Origin of the sequence: Paenibacillus sp. MMS20-IR301 (assembly GCF_032302195.1) — a bacterium.
Classification (GTDB): domain Bacteria; phylum Bacillota; class Bacilli; order Paenibacillales; family Paenibacillaceae; genus Paenibacillus_AQ.
In genome coordinates this window covers 5,614,131-5,631,700 of the sequence record NZ_CP135275.1, presented here as the reverse complement: position 1 = coordinate 5,631,700, position 17,570 = coordinate 5,614,131, and the positions used below count along the sequence as shown (strand labels likewise).

The following is a 17,570-nucleotide window of genomic DNA, read 5'->3' as shown; positions in this document are numbered from 1 at the left end:
CATGACAGATAAAGTGAACGAAAAATATCGCAAGGCGATCGAGGATCTCCGGCAAATCAACGACGATCTTTTCTATGAGGATTTAAAGAACAAGCTCAATGATCATGTGGACAGGCTGGAATTGAGCTATGAGACGTCCAAGAAGGGCATTGAGGCGATGAATGGGACCATTCGGCAGGTTCCAATAGACATTGACCTAAAGATGGAGGAACTCCACAAAGCGTTTACGCAACACAGCTTTCAAACATTGGACGACATGAAAAAGGAGCTGCGTGAATCACATCAGCAATCTTTAGTCGACCTGCATGGTGTTATCGATGTATTCGTGCAACTTCAAAATAACTTTGTTGCAATTCAGGATAATCTCAGCTATCTCAATCAGGAGCAGGTTAAGCAGTGGGATGAGCTGAATCGGAGGCTAATGGATCGTTTTGAACAGTTAGAAGCGCAGATGGCTGCTCAGGGCGAGGCGGCGGCGGATATACGTGAAGGCGCGGCTGTTCAGCTGTCAGTGGCTAAAGAGCAACACATGGAATTACTGGTGGCGCTGAAGGAGGAACGCCGACGTAATGTGTTGACTCGCAACTTCATGTTCGGCCTACTGGTAGCTATCATCGCTGCGGAGGCCATCAGGTTTGTGATTGGAGGGTAACTAACCTTAGTTGAGGCTAAGTCATTATGCTCCCTCAAAATGATTAAGAATACTCAATCTAGCTAACGGCCACCATTAGGTGGCCGTTTTTGCATTACTAGGCAGTTACGCACAATGATTTAATGTAAAAAATGTAATTTATAGTATGCTATTCTCGTCAACCAATAATGAATTGTAGGTGGGGACTCATGAATCAATCGTAAAAGAAGGTATCTAATATAATTGCCGTAATCATCATTCCATTGTCGTTTGATATGCAATGACACTCACCAGATACAACCACCCTTCCACGGTCCAGATATAGGTGATATCGCTTACCCATTTCTCTCCGTGCTTCGTGGCTTGGAACTCACGGTCTAACACGTTGTCTTGAATGGGCAGCGTATGATTGGAGTTGGTGGTCGCCTTGTACTTCTTGACCGTACGCGAACGAAAACCCTGTTTCCTCATGATCCGGCCGACCGTGCGTTCGGAGATGACGATCCCTTGATGGTTCAACTGCCTCGTGTTTTTGGGACTCTCATATAGTCAATCCGGGCAAATAATTCGGCCAAGTGTAAATATGCTCGTAAACGATCTCGTATTCAACCGTGGCTTAAGCCGTTGAATGTCGACCGGGTATAGGATTGCCGTTAGTAGATAGGTGAGACAGCCTAAACAGCCTGCCGTAGTCATCTCTTCTTTAGGCTCCGGTTTTACCCCAAATAGCTTACGTACACCCGCTTTATATGCCTAGCCCAGCAATGCTTCAATTAATCAATCCATCTCGATATTCTGCCTTCCAGCCAACGTTTGATTAGTGAGTCATTCCTTCCTCAATTCATTGAAGCTGGAGTGGTTTTTTTCTATTCCTAAAAGGACGTGTGTAAAATGTGTCGAAATAACAAGATTAGATAATCCTTCCACAGGGACATACATTCCATGACATCCCATCGTCAGAAACATGTGGTTTAATTATATCAAATCGCAAACACCGGAGGGATTAAGAGTGGACATACAAGCTTTAATGAATGCTTTAACTGGGAAGAGACCGATTTTTCATAATGAAGCGGATTTTCAATTTGCGCTGGCTTGGGAGCTTCGGGAGCATTATGACTGTAAGATTCGATTGGAACGGCGAATGGAAATCGATCCGAAGAAGAGAACGTATCTGGATATTTGGGTAGAGCGGGATGGACGTAGAACGGCGATTGAACTCAAGTACAAAATGAGAGCGATTGATTATACGTTCGATGGGGAGACCTACTCTCTGTTGAATCAGGGTGCCCAAGATATTGGGCGGTACGACGTTCTGAAGGATTTGCAGCGGCTGGAGCAGATGGTGAAGCTGGGCTTGGTTGATGAGGGGTGGTTGATTTTCCTGACCAATGATACTTCCTACTATCAGGAGCCTAGGGTGGATAAGGTTACTGCCGATCAGGCATTTCGTTTACACGATGGAAGGCTTGTCACTGGAACTCTGCCGTGGAGCGAAGAGACGGGGGAAGGAACGATGAAAGGGAGGGAGGAGCCCATTGTGTTGGAAGGCGCTTATAGGCTGAACTGGCAGCCTTATAGTGAATTGGTTTCCACTTCAGCCGGGAGTATCCGATGCCTGCTTGTCGCTGTTGGGAACTGCTTGGTCAAACAGTCGCCCGTTCAAGCGATACGGGAAACTGGGATTACTAGCAAGATTGAGGCTGCCCAAGAGACGATAACGGTGGCGACGGAGCCCCAAACAGGATTCCCATTAATCGTTTCGTCCATCGGTGCAATCCCCAGCTCACAATTAGATTTACGAGACAAGCTCGCTGCGCGATTACGTGCCGAGGGCTACCGTGTTCAACTTAACCTGGATCTAGGGCAAGCCAAGATCGATATCTGGGCGGATAACGATCACGAGGCTATGGCCATAGAGGTTCGTTATAAGACCGCCTTGCTGCGAACCATCTTCAACGGTAATGAAATTGATCTTAAGAATCAAGCTGCCCAAGACATCTCACGTTATGAATTCTTGAGTGATATCGAGAAACTGGAAAGGGTAGCCATTCAGAAGCCAGGAACAAAAGGCTATGCCCTCCTGATAACAAATGACCACAACTATTGGATGAAGTCCTCGCGCACTGGCTCTATAGATGAAGCATTCCGCATCCATCAGAGGCGTCTTCTACACGGTTTGCTTAGTTGGGACGGCGCATCGGCTGGAACCACCAGTGGTCGTGAAAAGGTCATCCAGGTGAAAGGGCAATACCGTCTTAACTGGCAGGCCTATCTGACCGTAGGCAATGGAAAGAATGAACAATTCCAAATGCTACTCGTCGAGGTCGGAAATCGGGAGGATGCGCACCATGAATGAACAAATGATGTCTAGAGCAGAAGTTGGCATTCTGCGAAAGGATTACGTCTCCGACAAGGAGACGCAATTTTACATATTGACTTTCAAATTGACAGGCAACCATTATCACGTCAAGGTGCTCGAACAGACTGCCGTCCTCGCTTCTACGGATGTTAATGGGAGGCTGGATGTGTCTAAGATGACGGGGGTTCGCCTTCTTCTCCAAGCTCACCCTAACGTCAACTTTGCCGACGTCACGATGGTTCATTATAAGGACGACCGACCAAATGGTAAGGCATGGCAGAAGGACAGCGAGAAAGTTCTGAAACAGCTCTTTGCTCTCCAGAGCAAGGATGCGGGTAAAACGATTGAATATCGGTATATGCGGGAGACCCTCAATAACTTCAATCGATATAGGCAAACCCAAGAAGAGAATTATCAGGCAGTGGAGCGACGGTTCAAGGATGAGATTGTCTCTGCAGTGGGCCCCGTTCTGAGAAAGCTAGATACGAATCCCAACGTGGCCATAGCTGAACTGATCTCTATACTCTCAGGCCAAGGCAATTACAAGTTCGTTAGATCAAACCTGCTGAGACTGTTTGCAGGTTCCGTCTGGTTGGAAGACTTCCTCGTATTTCTGCGGAATACGACTTCGCAAGTGAGTGTAGATTTTTTGCAAGAATTGATCGATCAGGGCGTCACAGAGGCGGTTCGGGGGCGCCTCGCCAAGGAGTACAATAATCTCTTGAACAATAGTCATTTTCCGCCGAACAAACGCAAAGCGGAGACGCCCGTTCAGCTACTAGCCATGCTTCTGGCTTCTTATAGCCCAGAGGAGTATGTTTTCTACCGGCCGAACGATTTCGGGCCTTACGCTGATCGACTCGGCTTCAATGCGCCTAATGATGTGGTAGAGAGATACGCTTTATATAATCAGATCGCTCATCTCGTTCTGGAATATGCCCGAGCGAACGCGGATAGCGTTCGCGATTTGATGGACGCTTATCATGTAGTCTTTTTCGCTGATCAACTAATCAAGGATACAGGAGGAGTCGCCCCTATGGCCAAAAATCAATCGTTTAATAAAATCCTCTACGGCCCACCAGGAACGGGCAAGACTTACAATGTGATTTACGAGGCTTTGTCCCTTCTCGATCCGACCGTGGACTCAGATTTGCTCAGTAATCCGACTCGCCGCGGCGAGGCTGTGAGCCTTTTTAGCCGATATGTAGACAGCAATCAGATCAAGTTCTGTACGTTCCACCAGTCGTTCAGTTATGAGGAATTTGTAGAGGGCATTCGTTTCAGTCAGGAGAAAAACAGCTATGAAGTTCAAGATGGCCTCTTCAAGCAATTGTGCAGCGCGGCACGTGCGGCTTCGGCGGAACAGAAGAAGACCACTTATGATTTCGACCCGGAGAAGACTCGGTTTTTCAAAATGTCTCTCGGAAACACTCTTGCCGGGGAGGACGATGTTTACGATTATTGTATCGAGAACAACCAAATCGCCCTTGGTTGGGGAGAAAAAGTAGATTTCTCTTCCTGCAAGAATAAACAGGAAATTCGCAAGCTCTATGAGTCCCAACTCCCGAAGGAAAATCCTTACGGTGTAGAGTTCGTAGAACGGTTTAAGCATTGGATGCAGATCGGTGATATTGTGATTATCTCTCATGGGAACAAGAAGGCACGGGCAATCGGCAAGATCACCGGAGACTATACGTTTACGGCGGAGACTACGATTGGTTACCACCAATTCCGCAGCGTCCAATGGTTATATGAGGACAATGAAGTCCATCTCCCCGTGGACAGCATTCTGCGGGAGAAGGTGTTTTCGCAACAAACTGTTTATATGTTCTATAACAAGGACTTGAACATGGAGAGCTTGAAAAAGTTGATCTCGGGCAACCAATCGAATAACAGCCAGGACCAGCAGTATGTTCTCGTTATTGACGAGATCAATCGCGGCAACATTTCAAAGATTTTTGGTGAACTCATTACTTTGATAGAACCGGATAAGCGGATGGGGCAGAAAAATGAGCTCTCTGTGACGCTCCCATACTCGGGGGACCGACTGCGAGTCCCTTCGAATGTTCACATTCTAGGAACTATGAACACCGCGGACCGTTCCACCGCTTTACTAGATACAGCGCTCAGAAGACGTTTTGAGTTTAAAGAGATTTTGCCGAATTACGGTATTCTTCCTACCGATGTGCAAGGAATCAACGTTCGAAAGCTCCTGGAAACGATCAATAAGCGCATCGAGTTTCTCTATGATCGGGAGCATGTGATTGGGCACTCGTATTTTATAATGGAAAAGCCCTCTACGGATGCTTATATAAAGGTCATGTTTGAGAAAGTGATTCCGCTCCTTCAGGAATATTTCTATGATGACTGGGAACGGATTGAACTGGTTCTCGGAGGGGCTGGTAAATTGGGGGATCGATCGTATTTTCTTAATATCGAGGAGTTGCGGGCAAGTGTATTGTTTGCCAAGAGGGCGGGAGGCCTGATGGAGCCGCGAAAGTCCCGGTATATCGTTCAATCGAACCCAACGGAAGCCGCTCTAAAACGAATATATGAGCAGACAGCTGATCCGGTGGAACAGGATGACGAAGAATGAAGCATCTAACGGTTACGGAGTGCTTCGGCTCGATCCCTATCTCGGATTCCTTGACTCGCGTTAGCCTCACGGCTGCGGAGGCGGACGAACTGGCTCATTATGTTAGTGCGAGCGGTCTAGATGAAACGGAAATCATCTTCTCACGTTATGAAGTTACTTTTATCAATTACGTGGGGTTCATTCAGCTACGGGGTTGCTCCATTGAGATTTTGCCTAAGGTGGCCGGAGACGACCCGGCACAATCGAGAAGAGTTCTGCTCAGGATGCTGCAGCGGTCCGGGTTCTTGGATATTCATGAGAGTCAGGCCGGATGGCTTCAGCTCGAGAAACTCAATCTGTTCGAGATTATAGCATACCTTTTTACGGAGAAAATATCGTGCGAACTTCGCAAGGGCATCTATCGCTCATATCAGCATGAAGATGGAGAACTGCAATTGGTGAGGGGGAAAATCAACCTAAGCCGTCAGCTTCGTAGGGATGCGATGAAGCTTCCGGGTGTCAGTTGTACATATGATGAGTTTCAGGTGTCTAACCCTCTAAATCAGATTCTCAAAACCGGCTTGCAGCTCATAACCGCACGCTCTCGATACTTCCCAACGAAGAAGCGGGCTACCGACTGTCTTTTATTGATGGACGATGTGACGGGACCTCCATTAACCCTAGACCAAATGGACCGCGTATGGTTCGATCGCACTAATCGCCGCTATCAAGAAAGTTTCCAGTTAGCGAAGCTTTTGCTGCGCCAATCGACCCCTACCGCTTCGCCGGGTGGAAGTAAGAATAGCTCCATTCTGTTTAAGATGAACGAACTGTTCGAAGCTTACATCGCTTATCTAGCCCGGAACATCTGGGATCAAGTTACGATCAAGGACAGAAGCCATAAGCTGCTCGTTCGAGAGGGGAGCACGAGAGGAGTTTTTCAATTGGAACCAGACTTGTTGGTGGTGAACGGACAAGGCAAGTCGGTTATTCTGGACACCAAGTGGAAAATGATTCACTCGCAGCGATCAAGACATGGAGTGAAACGAGAGGATTTTTATCAGATGTATGCTTATCTGACTCGATATCAGGCTGTTGAGGAGGTTCTTCTCCTGTACCCTCACCATGAGGGGATCGTTTCGAGTGGAACATGCTTGGAATCATGGCACTTGGAGGGCGAGCCGGGGAAGAAGCTAAAGGTGTACTCCATCCATTATGAGGAAGAGGAACTAGCGGAGCAGGAATTAAGAACTATGATCGGATAGGCAAATCTGCTGCAGGGGGGCTTAATTTGGTTAAAGCCATGGGGACATTCGTTCGAAGAGACGGATACATATTTCGGACTGACGCTCAGCTGATTTTTCAAGATGGTAGAGAAAAAACCGTACTTCTAATTATGATGAATCCCGGTGCATCCCGATTGGAGAATGAGGGAAGGTGGGACAGCTTTGTTAAAGCTGGTGATAGCGTAACGGGAGAACTCAAGTTGGATCAGACGATGGAACAGATTTGTGCTATCGTTACGCAAGCGCACCCAAACTTCAATGGGAGAGTGACGATTTCCAATCTCTTTAATGTAAGATGCGGAAACATGGAAGTAGCATTGAAGCTATACCGACTGTTAAAGAGTAATTCTGATATGAAGCCATTCTTAGAAACGGACTACATCAACTTGCTTACCGCAGCTAACTCCTATTCCTGCATCTGGTTATGTTGGTCTTTGGAAAGCGGGTCCGCTACGCTAAACGGCCGAAAGAAGGCGGTATTCCAGCAGGTGCAGCAAGTTACAACCGTTTTGGTGGCTAAGCATAAGAATGACGACTCGAACAGTTATCATGTTTGGCATGTCAAACCACAGATGAAGTGTCAGGCTGAGGAGTACAAGTCTTTTATAGTGCCAAGGCTGGCAGAAGTGCTTTGTTGAAAAGGAGACAATCCCTTCAACTGACGGCAAACTCATCTCAAGGCCGAGCGTATGGTAGTGTGCTTAAATAAGTCAAATTCAGAATGTGCCCGAGACGTCCATGCTTATGAACGTAAGCTGCTTGTAAGCTACTTATTGAAGAAATATATTGCGATTTTTATCTGTGGCAGTGAAGCGGATTTGGAGCAGCTCACTAGGCACCCGAAAAGCGGTATGCCTTTATCGAATCAGCATCAGCTATTTTCCTAAATCACAATTTGATTTAGTGTACAGAGTATTGGGATGATGCGGTCTATAAGCAAGAGATTCCTAAGCTTGATACGTTTATGGAGTTAGCAAAGGCGTAGTGAGAAGATTATTTACGATGGATATTGCCAAAACACAAGCGGAGAATGGACGGTTATTGAGATAGGTGATGGGCAGATCTCTGATAAATCAATACTGGAGCTCGAGGTCAACTAAGATACGTGAGAAGTGTGGATCATATTCCTGAAGACAATTCAAAAGGTTGGTGGAGTCTTGTACAAATCCGTAATTCGAGATAGCAAGTTTGTTGTTCTTGTAGTTGATGGCTTATTCGACACAACTTTAATGGAGTTGCCGACAGAAGAACTTGCGGATAAAGTAGCATACGAACTCCAAAGTGCCTGGGATCAAGGTGTTGCATGGGGATCTTATTACAAGGAGAAGGAGCATAATGGTCGCGGGTACGATAAAAATATCAGTGAGACAATTCAAAAACTAATGACTTTGAGCCCCGCGGATCAAGAAGCTTATAATCAAAGATTAAGTCGGCGTAATGAAAGAGTTCAAAGGATTGAGGAAACCAGAAGGTGGAGAAACGTTTTGAACTGGAAGAGCAAGCAAGACAATGGAGCCACCACATAATTATCCTATCAAGTTCTAAACTAACCCCCTTGATTTTGAGGGCTCAAGAATTTGGGGGAAAGTATCGGGGTTGAAATGATGCCCTATTAGCCTTTTTATTAGAACAAGCTGCAGCAATAGCTATTGGTGCAATTACAGCATATGTGATTTCAGACCATATTAGTGACAAAAAAAGTAAATATAATTTTTGGGCTGCTTGGGTAAGAAGAGGAGATGTCTATTTGAATCCCGAAGCTTTTCCAAATGATAATGCTGGGTCCACTTATCTAAAAAGTGCGAAAAGCGGTGAAATAAATCTATTTGCTAGAACAAGATCTAAAGCAGAACAAGCCGCAAGGTAATTGAGGCAGGAAATAATTCAGAAGGGAATTATCCTCACTACTATCCAACAGAAAGAACTGGCGAACGATTCAGTAACAATGAAATCCGGTTGGACTTTCCGGAGTAAAGCGATAATATTTGCTGAGATTCATTTATGGCTCATCGTGGAAAGAGCAGGTAAAGTGATTGCTAGCTAGGGAGGCGGCTTCGTAATGAAGCGGTTGATAAAAGCTGGCACAGTATATGCTGTAATAGAGCCGGAAATCTGCCGTAAACTGCCGCAAAAATTCGTGATAGAGTACAATAAGTTAAAAGAATACTACTTTAACTGACTACAAGAACATTGATACATTGATTCTATGCGATTTTCGACTATTACAACAGAGAAGATAGCAACGGAGTAGGTTCCCGCATACGGCATATGTTATGCATAATGTCCACTAACACAAAATAAATTTTACCGTATTCCACCCCAGAATCCCCTCGATTCTTTGTAGCCCATGTGTAGCCAAACGACTGAAACAGATCTAAATTTAGACAATACCAAGCAACATGACTTAACATTTGAAAAAGCCGGAAACCCTTATAGAATAAGGGTTTCTGATTCTTTTTAATCAAAAGTAACACCAATTAAAAATCATAAAACAGGGGTTCGACTCCCCTCGGGTCCATATGGAGTAAAGTAGAAGACACCTTAATGGGTGTCTTCAGATTGTCGAGAAACCCAGGTCATTTAAAGACCCTGGGTTTCTTTTGTATTTCAAAGTCGAGCAGCCAATGGGAAGACGAGGGGGTTATCCCCGTTTTTCCCGGCGATCCAGGTGGATCGCCATCTTCTTCATGTTCTGCACGGCTGCCGTCATCAGTGCTTGTTCCCTGACATTTGGCAGTCCGCGCAACCGGCAATAGCGAAACCCATGGAGCTCTTTAGCATCCGCGAAGCTTCGCTCAATCGTTTCTTTTCGTTTGCGGTACAACTGCTTTCCCGACTTGCTGAGCCGGTTGTCTCGGACCCAATCCTTACTGTCCTCCCAGACATGCCGAGTTACCACTTTGCGGTGGTTTTTGGACTGCGTACACTGGTTTAAAAACGGGCAACTTTTGCATTGCTCTGGATCAGATGCATACTGCTGGTATCCTTTGCGGTCCGTTGTGCGGTACTTCAGTTCTTGACCAGCCGGACAGACATACATCTCTTGCTCTGCGTTAAACGAAAACTTCCATTTTGGGAATAGTCCTTGCTTGGAATGGAATCTCCGGTGAGCAATAACGGCAAAAATCTTTCGGCTTTGCAGACCGCGGCAAATCGGTGTTGTTAAATATCCTGAATCTAGAGCAATGGCTTCCACTTGAAATCCAAAACGTTCTTGCTGCCGGTCTAGACGCGACAAATACGGCACGGAATCATGGACATTTCCGGGCGTAACATGGACATCCGTAATGAGATTGTATTTCATATCTACAGTCCGGTGGTCCAGATAAAAAAAGCCTTCCGGTTTACCATCGCGGATCATGTACCCGCTATCAGGATCGGTCTTGCTCACTTTAATTTCTTTTTCTTCGTTCACTTCCTCTCTAGGTTTTAGGGCTTTTTTCCATGGTTTTCCCGGTCTGCCTCTACCGCAGCATTGAGTTCATCTACATAATCCTTAGTATTTTGCAGCACCTGTTGTTTGGTGTATTGGTGTTTATTTGCATTGGCCTTGACGTGGGTGGAGTCCGAGACAAGAACTCGTCCGCCCACCATCCGGTGCGAAATCGCCTGAAGAACAATTTCGTCGAAAATATCCTGAAAAATGTTTGTGTCTTTAAATCGGGTACGCCGGTTCCAACTCAAGGTGGAGTGGTCTGGAACCTTGTCGGTTAATCCGAGTCCAAGAAACCAGCGGTAAGCTAAATTCGTTTGAACTTCACGTTCTAGCTGACGTTCGGAACGAACGCCGTAGAAATACCCTATGAAAAGCATTTTAAATAACACGACAGGATCAATCGCAGGGCGTCCGTTATCCGAGCAGTACAAGGGTCTAACCTTCTCATCGATAAACGAAAAATCAATATATTTATCTACCTTGCGAAGCAAGTGGTCTTGAGGAACCAAATCTTCAATAGAAACAAATTCATAAGCTTGTTGTTTTTCTCGATTGGAGCGAAGCATACTGACACCATCCGTTCTATAAATAGTTACCTATATTATACAACATTAACGCGGTGTCGTATGAAATCAAAGTCACATAAAGAAGGCTGTCGAGACTTTCTCGACAGCCTGAAGACACCTTAATGGGTGTCTTTTTTCGTTTTAGGTATTCTCCCTCGAAGCCCATTTCAAATGAAAAATGTTATAATAAATATTAATGAATGGAGCTGATGCCGATGGAATTACTCGACCCGCGTGTAGATTTTGTATTCAAACGGATATTTGGCAGTGAGAACAATAAGGATGTGCTGTTGGCGTTCCTTAACCGTATTTTCACCGAAGCTGGCGAGCCACCACTGACCGAGATCATCCTGATGAACCCCTATACGGATAAAGACGATCCGCTCGACAAACAGTCCATTTTTGATGTTTACGCTAAGACTTCTGAAGGTAAGCTAATTGATATAGAGATGCAGCTTTTTAATAAGTACGATATAGAGAAACGGACGCTGTTCTATTGGAGTAAACGGTATGCCAGCCAGCTCAATGAAGGCGAGAAGTATCCAGAGTTGAAGAAATGTGTAACGATCAACATATTGAATTATTCATTTCTGAAGAATGACCAGTACCATAACGTATTTCATCTGCGGGAAGACCGGACAGGAATATCCTTGATTGACGACATTGAGGTTCATTTCTTGGAGTTGCCGAAGCTGGATGAACATAGTGTTCCGTCTGAAGGCGGACTCATCAATTGGTTACTGTTTCTGAAAGGTGCTGATATATCACAATGGGAGGTACTGAAGATGAATGAGCCAGGATTGGAGAAGGCAATGGACACCTTGCAATATTTGAGTCAGGATTCAGAAGCCAGACGGTTGTATGAGGCCAGACAGAAGTATTTGCATGATGAGGCTTCTATGCTGGGAAGTGCAGAAATGGCAGGTATAAAAAAAGGTAAATTAGAAGTTGCCCAGAATTTGTTGGCTATGGGAATGGATCATGCTGCTGTCGCTAAAGCAACTGGTCTAAGTGAGGATGAAATTCGGTCTATAAGGTTTTAACATCCCTATTCTTTCAGCCGATCATGTGACAGGGATAGGGGCTAACAAGTAGTGGGATACACCGCTTGGTCTCCGCCTGGGGTCAACGGAAGAACTAATCAGGCTGACCCGAAGGGGACCCGGTTACAGAGGGCTTCTAGGGTGACTCGTAGAAGCTTATGTGCCGTTATCTTCGGACAGCAGTTTGACTCCCATCAGCTTCCAGAATCCCTTTCCCAGCAAGGATTTAAGGCTCTTTAGGGAAAGGGGTTCAACACGCCCAGCCTATTTTTATACGCTTTATTACAACTCCGCCCCCTTATATCCCATCTTCCTATATCCCTTTACTCTTTTCTTGAACATCGCCATCAGCATAGGAACCTGAAGGTCAATATAATCATATATTTTCACTTCTTCTTTATTCACATGACTTCGGTGCAGGCGGCCTGCATATTGCTGTAAAGTACCTGTCCAAGAAATCGGATGGACAAGAAACAAGGTGTCCAGTCTAGAATCATCGAAGCCCTCACCGATCAGCTTGCCGGTAGCAATAACTACACGTTCCTGATCTTCTGGAATAGAAGCCATTTGGGTGCGTAGAGCTTCTCGTTGCTTTTTGCCCATTCCGCCTCTAAGCATAATTATATTTTTGGCAAAGGCATGTAACCTTTCTGCAAAATATTCGGCATGAGCCGTTCGTTCAACCAGAAGCAGTGGAGAGCGACCTTCATCCAGGCAGGTTAGCAAATCGTCAAAAATAAGTGTGTTACGCTCCTCATTGTCTACAAGCTGCTGATAGATATCCTGAATTCCGGAGGTTTGTTCTCCAGGCTTGATCTGAAAGTGAGTATAACGGGGAACCACCCTTAATGAAAATCCTCTGGAGTTGCTTAGGCTTTTGGCATCCACCTTCAACAATACAGGTCCAAGCTGGAACCGTACAATGGCTTCCTGCCCGTCTTGCCGTTTAGGTGTGGCAGTTAAGCCAAATACATACCTTGCTTTGACTTCCCGCAGAACCTGTTCGAAGCTGTAGGCGGATACGTGATGGCATTCATCCACAATGACCTGGCCGTATTCACTTACGAAGGGCTTAACATTCCCTTTGTAGTTGAGGCTCTGAATGACAGCAATGTCGATGATGCCGGTTCGTTTGTTTTTGCCGCCGCCGAACAATCCTATTGCCTGCTTTGGGACTTCGAGAAAGGCTTGCAAACGTTCCTGCCATTGTTCCATAAGCTCCCGGCGGTGCACCAAGATAAGAGTGTTTGTCTTTCTTGAAGCGATAATACTGGCTGCTACGACAGTTTTACCAAATGCGGTTGCCGCCGAGAGAACGCCTATGTCCCGGTTAAGGATCGCTCTGGCGGCTGTATCCTGAAGAGTGGTTAGTGTACCGGTGAACTCAGCCTCTATTGAGGTTCCAGATGAACGTTGATCCTTAAGCGATACCTTGACTTGATTATGCTCAAAAAAAGATAACACATCCTGCAAGCACCCCCTTGGCAGAACCACATAGTTCTCCAGATCCTCGGCACATGAGATCACCCGGGGTTTGCCGTAAGTGGAGAGTCGCATCGCTTGAGCCTTATAAAAATCAGGGTTGGAGAAGGAAGCTATTTTGATCAGAGCATGAATTGTACTTGAGGGAAGTCCAGACTTAAGGATATACAGTCGATCCGATTGCAGAATTTGTATCTCAGTAGGCAAAGTTTCCATTAGAACCTCTTCGATCTGAGACAGGTTCTCTTGTAACAAGGTTAATTCATCTGCGTCGTGGTCTAATCCTGCTGTAATACCGTCATTGTTAAAAAGCCCATGCTTCCCGTGCTTGTATATAAATTGCTTCACCAAGTCTTCGTCCATCTTGCTAAGCCCGGATAATATTTCCCATTGGTCAGCATAGGGCTCAAAGCGTTCATCAACAAAGACACTGTTTCCCAGTTTACGCGGGCCGCCTTGAAGAGGAAGGGCAATGAGATTGCCGAATCCGCCTTTGGGCAGCGTATCCTGACTGGGGAACAGACGGTCATAGGATTCCATACCGATCTGATATCTGTTAATCATGGTTAGACTCAGCAGGGTCATTCCAAATCTTCTGGCTGTAGCCGCTTCAATATTTTGACTGAAGAAAATCCAGATATGTCCGCCATTGCCGGAACGCGAGCGCTCTAAGAGCGCGGGGATTTTATGGCTTTTACATAGCTCCATCACGGCAGTAACATCTTGCTTCCAATCATGTTTATCAAAATCCATGGCCAAAAACCAGCAGGTCTCATCCAGAAGCATTGGATAGATACCAATCGTACGGTCTTGCCGCGCATCTAAATGGGCTGAGAGCACTTCGTTTGTAAGGGACATAAAGCTCTGGTGTTTGCAAACCGAACACTTTACCCGGGGTTTCTTGCAAACGGAAGTCCACTCATTAGCGCAGGCGGGCGAATATCCGGACTTGTCTTGCTTGTTGCTCCAGCGAATCGGATAAACATCGTCTCTGCCGCGAAAATAACTTTTATATAGGGCGAGCTTATCCTCTACGGTGGAGTACTGGTGGACAATGGATTCTGGAACGGTTATCCCTTTGCTTTCTTTTTTCTGGGAGGTGGAATTAGAAATTATTTGTTCATTAGTACTTATTGTATTGTCATCATCCCAATGCCCCAGTAGATTTCTCAACCGGGTGACTTCCAGCTTAAGTTCCTTAATTTGCGCCAGAGCCGCGTTATATTTATCCTCCATATTGTCCATTGATGGGTCCTCGCGTTTTATTTATATTATACCTTGTAAGCTGCAGAGTAATAACATGGGGAATTAGCCTGATTAAGGAGATCGAGTTAATGCTAAAATTAAAAAACTCAACCATTAAAAAGCATTTAAACAATCATACGAAGGAAGAGCTTGAGGCTGAAATCTTGAATTTGGTCGAGAAATATCCAATTATTCAAGAGCATTATTATTCGGTGTTATTGCAACAAATAAAGAGCATATTGCAGAGTTAATGATTTTTACAGTGGAATGTGGAGTTGACTTTACGCTTTCATATGGAGACATAGATGAAAAATTCTATGATACTATTTCAAGCATATATGATCAAGCTTTAAAGTATATTGTGGGTAATCAACTAGAAGACAAGTATATAGATCGATGCAACGAATTGATGCAGAGCAGTCAGGATATTGGCTGGGGCTTTGGAGATGAGATGCTGGAGTTATATGGTGATTATTTAGGAGCTCTGGATGAAGAAGAACTTGACTGAGTGTACCATCTCTCAACTTTCTATTTCCAAAAAAAACGATCATACGTTCGTAAAAATAGGTTTATTTCCTTCAATTTTTGTGTATAATAAAGCTGATTGTGAGTCTTATTCCAGAGGGGATGAAGAATGATGTCAATCGGTTTGAACCCGTATTTTGTTTTCAATGGCAACACAAGAGAGGCCCTGCATTTTTATGAAAAAGCGCTGCACGGGACCATCGTCGGGATCATGACGTTCGGGGATTTGCCGGAGAATCCGGATCATCCGCTGACAGCTGAGATGAAAGACCTCGTGATGCATGCGCATTTGAAGGTAGGTCAGGCTGATCTTATGTTCTCTGATACTTTTCCGGGGACGGAGCATCAGGCGGATGGGGATACGGTTCAGATTGCTATTCATCCTACTGAGGAGGCAGACGCGCGGGAGATTTTCTCCGCTCTGGGAGAAGGCGGTCAAGTGGTGATGCCGCTGCAGAAGACGGATTGGAGCCCTTTATACGGGATCGTTAAGGACAAGTTCGGTGTTACTTTTCAGGTGAATGTTGCAGGCTGAGGAGGAAAAAATGGTGACAAGCGCGAATCAGAGAATCGTTCCGCATATATGGTATGACAAAGAGGCGGTAGAGGCAGCTCATTTCTACGCCACAGTATTTCCGGACTCCAAGGTTACGAGTGTAACTACACTGCATGATACGCCGTCAGGCGATTGTGATCAGGTGTCTTTTGAGATTTGGGGCCAGAAGTTTATGGCAATCAGTGCAGGCCCGTATTTCAAGCTGAACCCGTCCGTATCGTTCTTCGTTAATTTTGACCCTTCCCGCGACAGGGATGCAGCGCAGAAGATCGATGAGGTCTGGAATAAATTATCCGAAGGCGGTCAAGCCTTAATGCCGCTGGATAAATATCCGTTCAGCGAGCGGTATGGCTGGATTCAGGATAAGTATGGCGTGTCGTGGCAGCTGATTCTTACCAATCCGGAAGGTGAGGAACGGCCGAATATTATTCCGTCATTTTTGTTTGTGGGGGATCGGTGCGGTAAGGCGGAAGAGGCAATGTCGCTCTACTTATCTGTATTTAAGGATTCGCGGCAGGGAACACTTGCCCGTTATCCCGGGGGGATGGCACCGGACCAGGAAGGAACGATTATGTTCGCTGATTTCATGATTGAAAGCCAGTGGTTTACGGCCATGGATAGCGCACATGAGCATAAATTCAGCTTCAACGAAGCGATCTCCTTTATGGTGAAATGCGACTCTCAAGAGGAGATTGACCACTACTGGGAGCAACTCTCTGCAGTTCCTGAAGCGGAGCAGTGCGGCTGGCTGACCGATAAGTTTGGCGTATCCTGGCAGATTGTGCCAACTGAGCTGGATGAGATGATGGAGAAGGGCACACCGGAGCAGATGGCCCGTGTTACGCAGGCTTTTCTGAAGATGAAGAAATTTGATCTTGCCGAATTGCACAGAGCGTATAAAGGCGAGTAAGTACCTAGCCCTCACTATGCCATAGACTGGCCAGTAACGGAATATTATGAATTTGATTAGGGCTACAAGCGATGCAGGATTTAATCCTCATCGCTTTTTTTGTTGCAATAAATCTGCATCGATCAGGGGTCATCGGTGCCTCCCTTTTCATCACAATTGCGCAAACCCTCCAATAAGACACCACCCTAAGGTTCCTCTGTTACAGTTACATCCTAAGCGATATTCAGGGGAGGTTCGGCTATGGTACTGAAGGTTAGAGGGTTATCTGTTACATACGGTCAGAAGAAGGCTGTCGATCACATTAGCTTTGAAGTTAGAGCCGGGCAGGTATTAGGACTGCTGGGCGCAAATGGGGCAGGGAAATCTTCAACGATTGCCGCAGTGCTTGGTATTCAGAAAAGTACTTACGATGAGCTTATCATCGCCGGTAAGTCGCCCATCAATCAGCGTAAGGAAATATTTGAAGAAGTGGGAGTACAGTTTCAAGAAACTAATTTTCAGGATAAATTAACGGTTGCTGAAGCCTGCGAACAGTGGCGGTCGCTCTACAGAACAACTGCAGACACAGATGCCTTACTGCATACCTTCGGGCTGGAGGATAAGCAGCAGCAGCTTGTGAAATCACTATCCGGCGGGGAACGGCAGCGGCTGGCTGTTCTCCTTGCTCTAATTCCTGATCCGAAGCTTGTATTCTTAGATGAACTGACAACAGGACTGGATACCAAGGCGCGCCGCATGCTGTGGAAGCAGCTTGTAAGCATGAAGGAGAACGGATTGGCGATTGTGTTGACATCCCATTACATGGATGAAGTTGAGGCACTATGTGATGAGATCCTGATCCTGCGTGAGAGCCGGACTGTTTTTCACGGAAACCTTCAGGAAGCGCTTGCTGTGAGCGGGAAGGCTACACTTGAAGATGCTTATTTACATTTTGCCGGTGAGGAGGAATACTGAGG

Annotated in this window: 14 protein-coding genes and 1 pseudogene; 12 read left to right on the top strand and 3 right to left on the bottom strand. The window is 45.8% G+C overall.

Annotation, left to right across the window (positions count from 1 at the left end):
• Window position 1 precedes the first annotated feature (1 nt).
• Window positions 2-652: a hypothetical protein gene (locus tag LOS79_RS23950; protein WP_315412890.1), complete on the top strand. Its 651-nt coding sequence runs from the start codon at window positions 2-4 to the stop codon at window positions 650-652.
• Between the two features lie 234 nt (window positions 653-886).
• Here LOS79_RS23950 and LOS79_RS23945 read toward each other — a convergent pair.
• Window positions 887-1,165 (bottom strand): annotated as a pseudogene (locus LOS79_RS23945) (IS3 family transposase); the annotation flags it as partial.
• Window positions 1,166-1,640: 475 nt separating this feature from the next.
• Here LOS79_RS23945 and LOS79_RS23940 point away from each other — a divergent pair.
• The 6 genes from LOS79_RS23940 (at window position 1,641) to LOS79_RS23915 (ending at window position 8,718) form a co-directional block, all read left to right on the top strand.
• Window positions 1,641-2,987 carry a hypothetical protein gene (locus LOS79_RS23940; RefSeq protein ID WP_315412888.1) on the top strand — a complete coding sequence of 449 codons (1,347 nt, stop codon included), beginning with the start codon at window positions 1,641-1,643 and terminating at the stop codon, window positions 2,985-2,987.
• A complete protein-coding gene (locus LOS79_RS23935) occupies window positions 2,980-5,586 on the top strand; it encodes an AAA family ATPase (protein ID WP_315412886.1) in 2,607 nt (868 codons plus the stop codon). The genes LOS79_RS23940 and LOS79_RS23935 overlap by 8 nt, the downstream gene beginning before the upstream one ends.
• Window positions 5,583-6,830 carry an McrC family protein gene (locus tag LOS79_RS23930; RefSeq protein WP_315412884.1) on the top strand — a complete coding sequence of 416 codons (1,248 nt, stop codon included), beginning with the start codon at window positions 5,583-5,585 and terminating at the stop codon, window positions 6,828-6,830. The genes LOS79_RS23935 and LOS79_RS23930 overlap by 4 nt, the downstream gene beginning before the upstream one ends.
• Window positions 6,831-6,856: 26 nt before the next feature.
• Window positions 6,857-7,489 carry a hypothetical protein gene (locus tag LOS79_RS23925; RefSeq protein ID WP_315412882.1) on the top strand — a complete coding sequence of 211 codons (633 nt, stop codon included), beginning with the start codon at window positions 6,857-6,859 and terminating at the stop codon, window positions 7,487-7,489.
• 519 nt (window positions 7,490-8,008) lie between these two features.
• Window positions 8,009-8,377: a hypothetical protein gene (locus LOS79_RS23920; RefSeq protein ID WP_315412880.1), complete on the top strand. Its 369-nt coding sequence runs from the start codon at window positions 8,009-8,011 to the stop codon at window positions 8,375-8,377.
• A gap of 143 nt (window positions 8,378-8,520) precedes the next feature.
• Window positions 8,521-8,718 (top strand): hypothetical protein, encoded by a 198-nt coding sequence (locus LOS79_RS23915; RefSeq protein WP_315412877.1) that lies wholly within the window; start codon window positions 8,521-8,523, stop codon window positions 8,716-8,718.
• Window positions 8,719-9,492: 774 nt separating this feature from the next.
• Here LOS79_RS23915 and LOS79_RS23910 read toward each other — a convergent pair.
• A protein-coding gene (locus LOS79_RS23910; protein WP_315412864.1) for an IS1182 family transposase occupies window positions 9,493-10,853 on the bottom strand; the annotation gives its coding sequence in 2 pieces (ribosomal slippage) (window positions 9,493-10,283 and window positions 10,283-10,853; 1,362 coding nt in all).
• Between the two features lie 215 nt (window positions 10,854-11,068).
• Between LOS79_RS23910 and LOS79_RS23905 the strand changes: the two genes are divergently transcribed.
• Entirely contained in the window at window positions 11,069-11,896 is an 828-nt protein-coding gene (locus LOS79_RS23905) for an Rpn family recombination-promoting nuclease/putative transposase (RefSeq protein WP_315412876.1), read from the top strand.
• Window positions 11,897-12,178: 282 nt separating this feature from the next.
• On the opposite strand, the gene LOS79_RS23900 is transcribed toward LOS79_RS23905, so the two are convergent.
• Window positions 12,179-14,623, bottom strand: a complete 2,445-nt coding sequence (locus tag LOS79_RS23900) for a TOTE conflict system archaeo-eukaryotic primase domain-containing protein (protein ID WP_315412875.1) — start codon at window positions 14,621-14,623, stop codon at window positions 12,179-12,181.
• A gap of 250 nt (window positions 14,624-14,873) precedes the next feature.
• Here LOS79_RS23900 and LOS79_RS23895 point away from each other — a divergent pair, with 250 nt between their 5' ends.
• The 4 genes from LOS79_RS23895 to LOS79_RS23880 all read left to right on the top strand — a co-directional run bounded on the left by LOS79_RS23895 (window position 14,874) and on the right by LOS79_RS23880 (window position 17,568).
• Window positions 14,874-15,131: a hypothetical protein gene (locus tag LOS79_RS23895; RefSeq protein WP_315412874.1), complete on the top strand. Its 258-nt coding sequence runs from the start codon at window positions 14,874-14,876 to the stop codon at window positions 15,129-15,131.
• 129 nt (window positions 15,132-15,260) lie between these two features.
• Window positions 15,261-15,683 carry a VOC family protein gene (locus tag LOS79_RS23890; RefSeq protein ID WP_315422421.1) on the top strand — a complete coding sequence of 141 codons (423 nt, stop codon included), beginning with the start codon at window positions 15,261-15,263 and terminating at the stop codon, window positions 15,681-15,683.
• A gap of 10 nt (window positions 15,684-15,693) precedes the next feature.
• Window positions 15,694-16,614, top strand: a complete 921-nt coding sequence (locus LOS79_RS23885; RefSeq protein ID WP_315412873.1) for a VOC family protein — start codon at window positions 15,694-15,696, stop codon at window positions 16,612-16,614.
• A 240-nt stretch (window positions 16,615-16,854) separates the two neighbouring features.
• Window positions 16,855-17,568, top strand: coding sequence for an ABC transporter ATP-binding protein (locus tag LOS79_RS23880; protein WP_315412872.1), 714 nt, complete (start codon window positions 16,855-16,857; stop codon window positions 17,566-17,568).
• Window positions 17,569-17,570: the final 2 nt, after the last annotated feature.

Coding starts and splice junctions, on each gene's coding strand:
- LOS79_RS23950 (WP_315412890.1), top strand. CDS start 2: ATGACAGATAAAGTGAACGAAAAATATCGCAAGGCGATCGAGGATCTC.
- LOS79_RS23935 (WP_315412886.1), top strand. CDS start 2,980: ATGAATGAACAAATGATGTCTAGAGCAGAAGTTGGCATTCTGCGAAAG.
- LOS79_RS23930 (WP_315412884.1), top strand. CDS start 5,583: ATGAAGCATCTAACGGTTACGGAGTGCTTCGGCTCGATCCCTATCTCG.
- LOS79_RS23905 (WP_315412876.1), top strand. CDS start 11,069: ATGGAATTACTCGACCCGCGTGTAGATTTTGTATTCAAACGGATATTT.
- LOS79_RS23900 (WP_315412875.1), bottom strand. CDS start 14,623: ATGGACAATATGGAGGATAAATATAACGCGGCTCTGGCGCAAATTAAG.
- LOS79_RS23895 (WP_315412874.1), top strand. CDS start 14,874: ATGATTTTTACAGTGGAATGTGGAGTTGACTTTACGCTTTCATATGGA.
- LOS79_RS23890 (WP_315422421.1), top strand. CDS start 15,261: ATGTCAATCGGTTTGAACCCGTATTTTGTTTTCAATGGCAACACAAGA.
- LOS79_RS23885 (WP_315412873.1), top strand. CDS start 15,694: ATGGTGACAAGCGCGAATCAGAGAATCGTTCCGCATATATGGTATGAC.
- LOS79_RS23880 (WP_315412872.1), top strand. CDS start 16,855: ATGGTACTGAAGGTTAGAGGGTTATCTGTTACATACGGTCAGAAGAAG.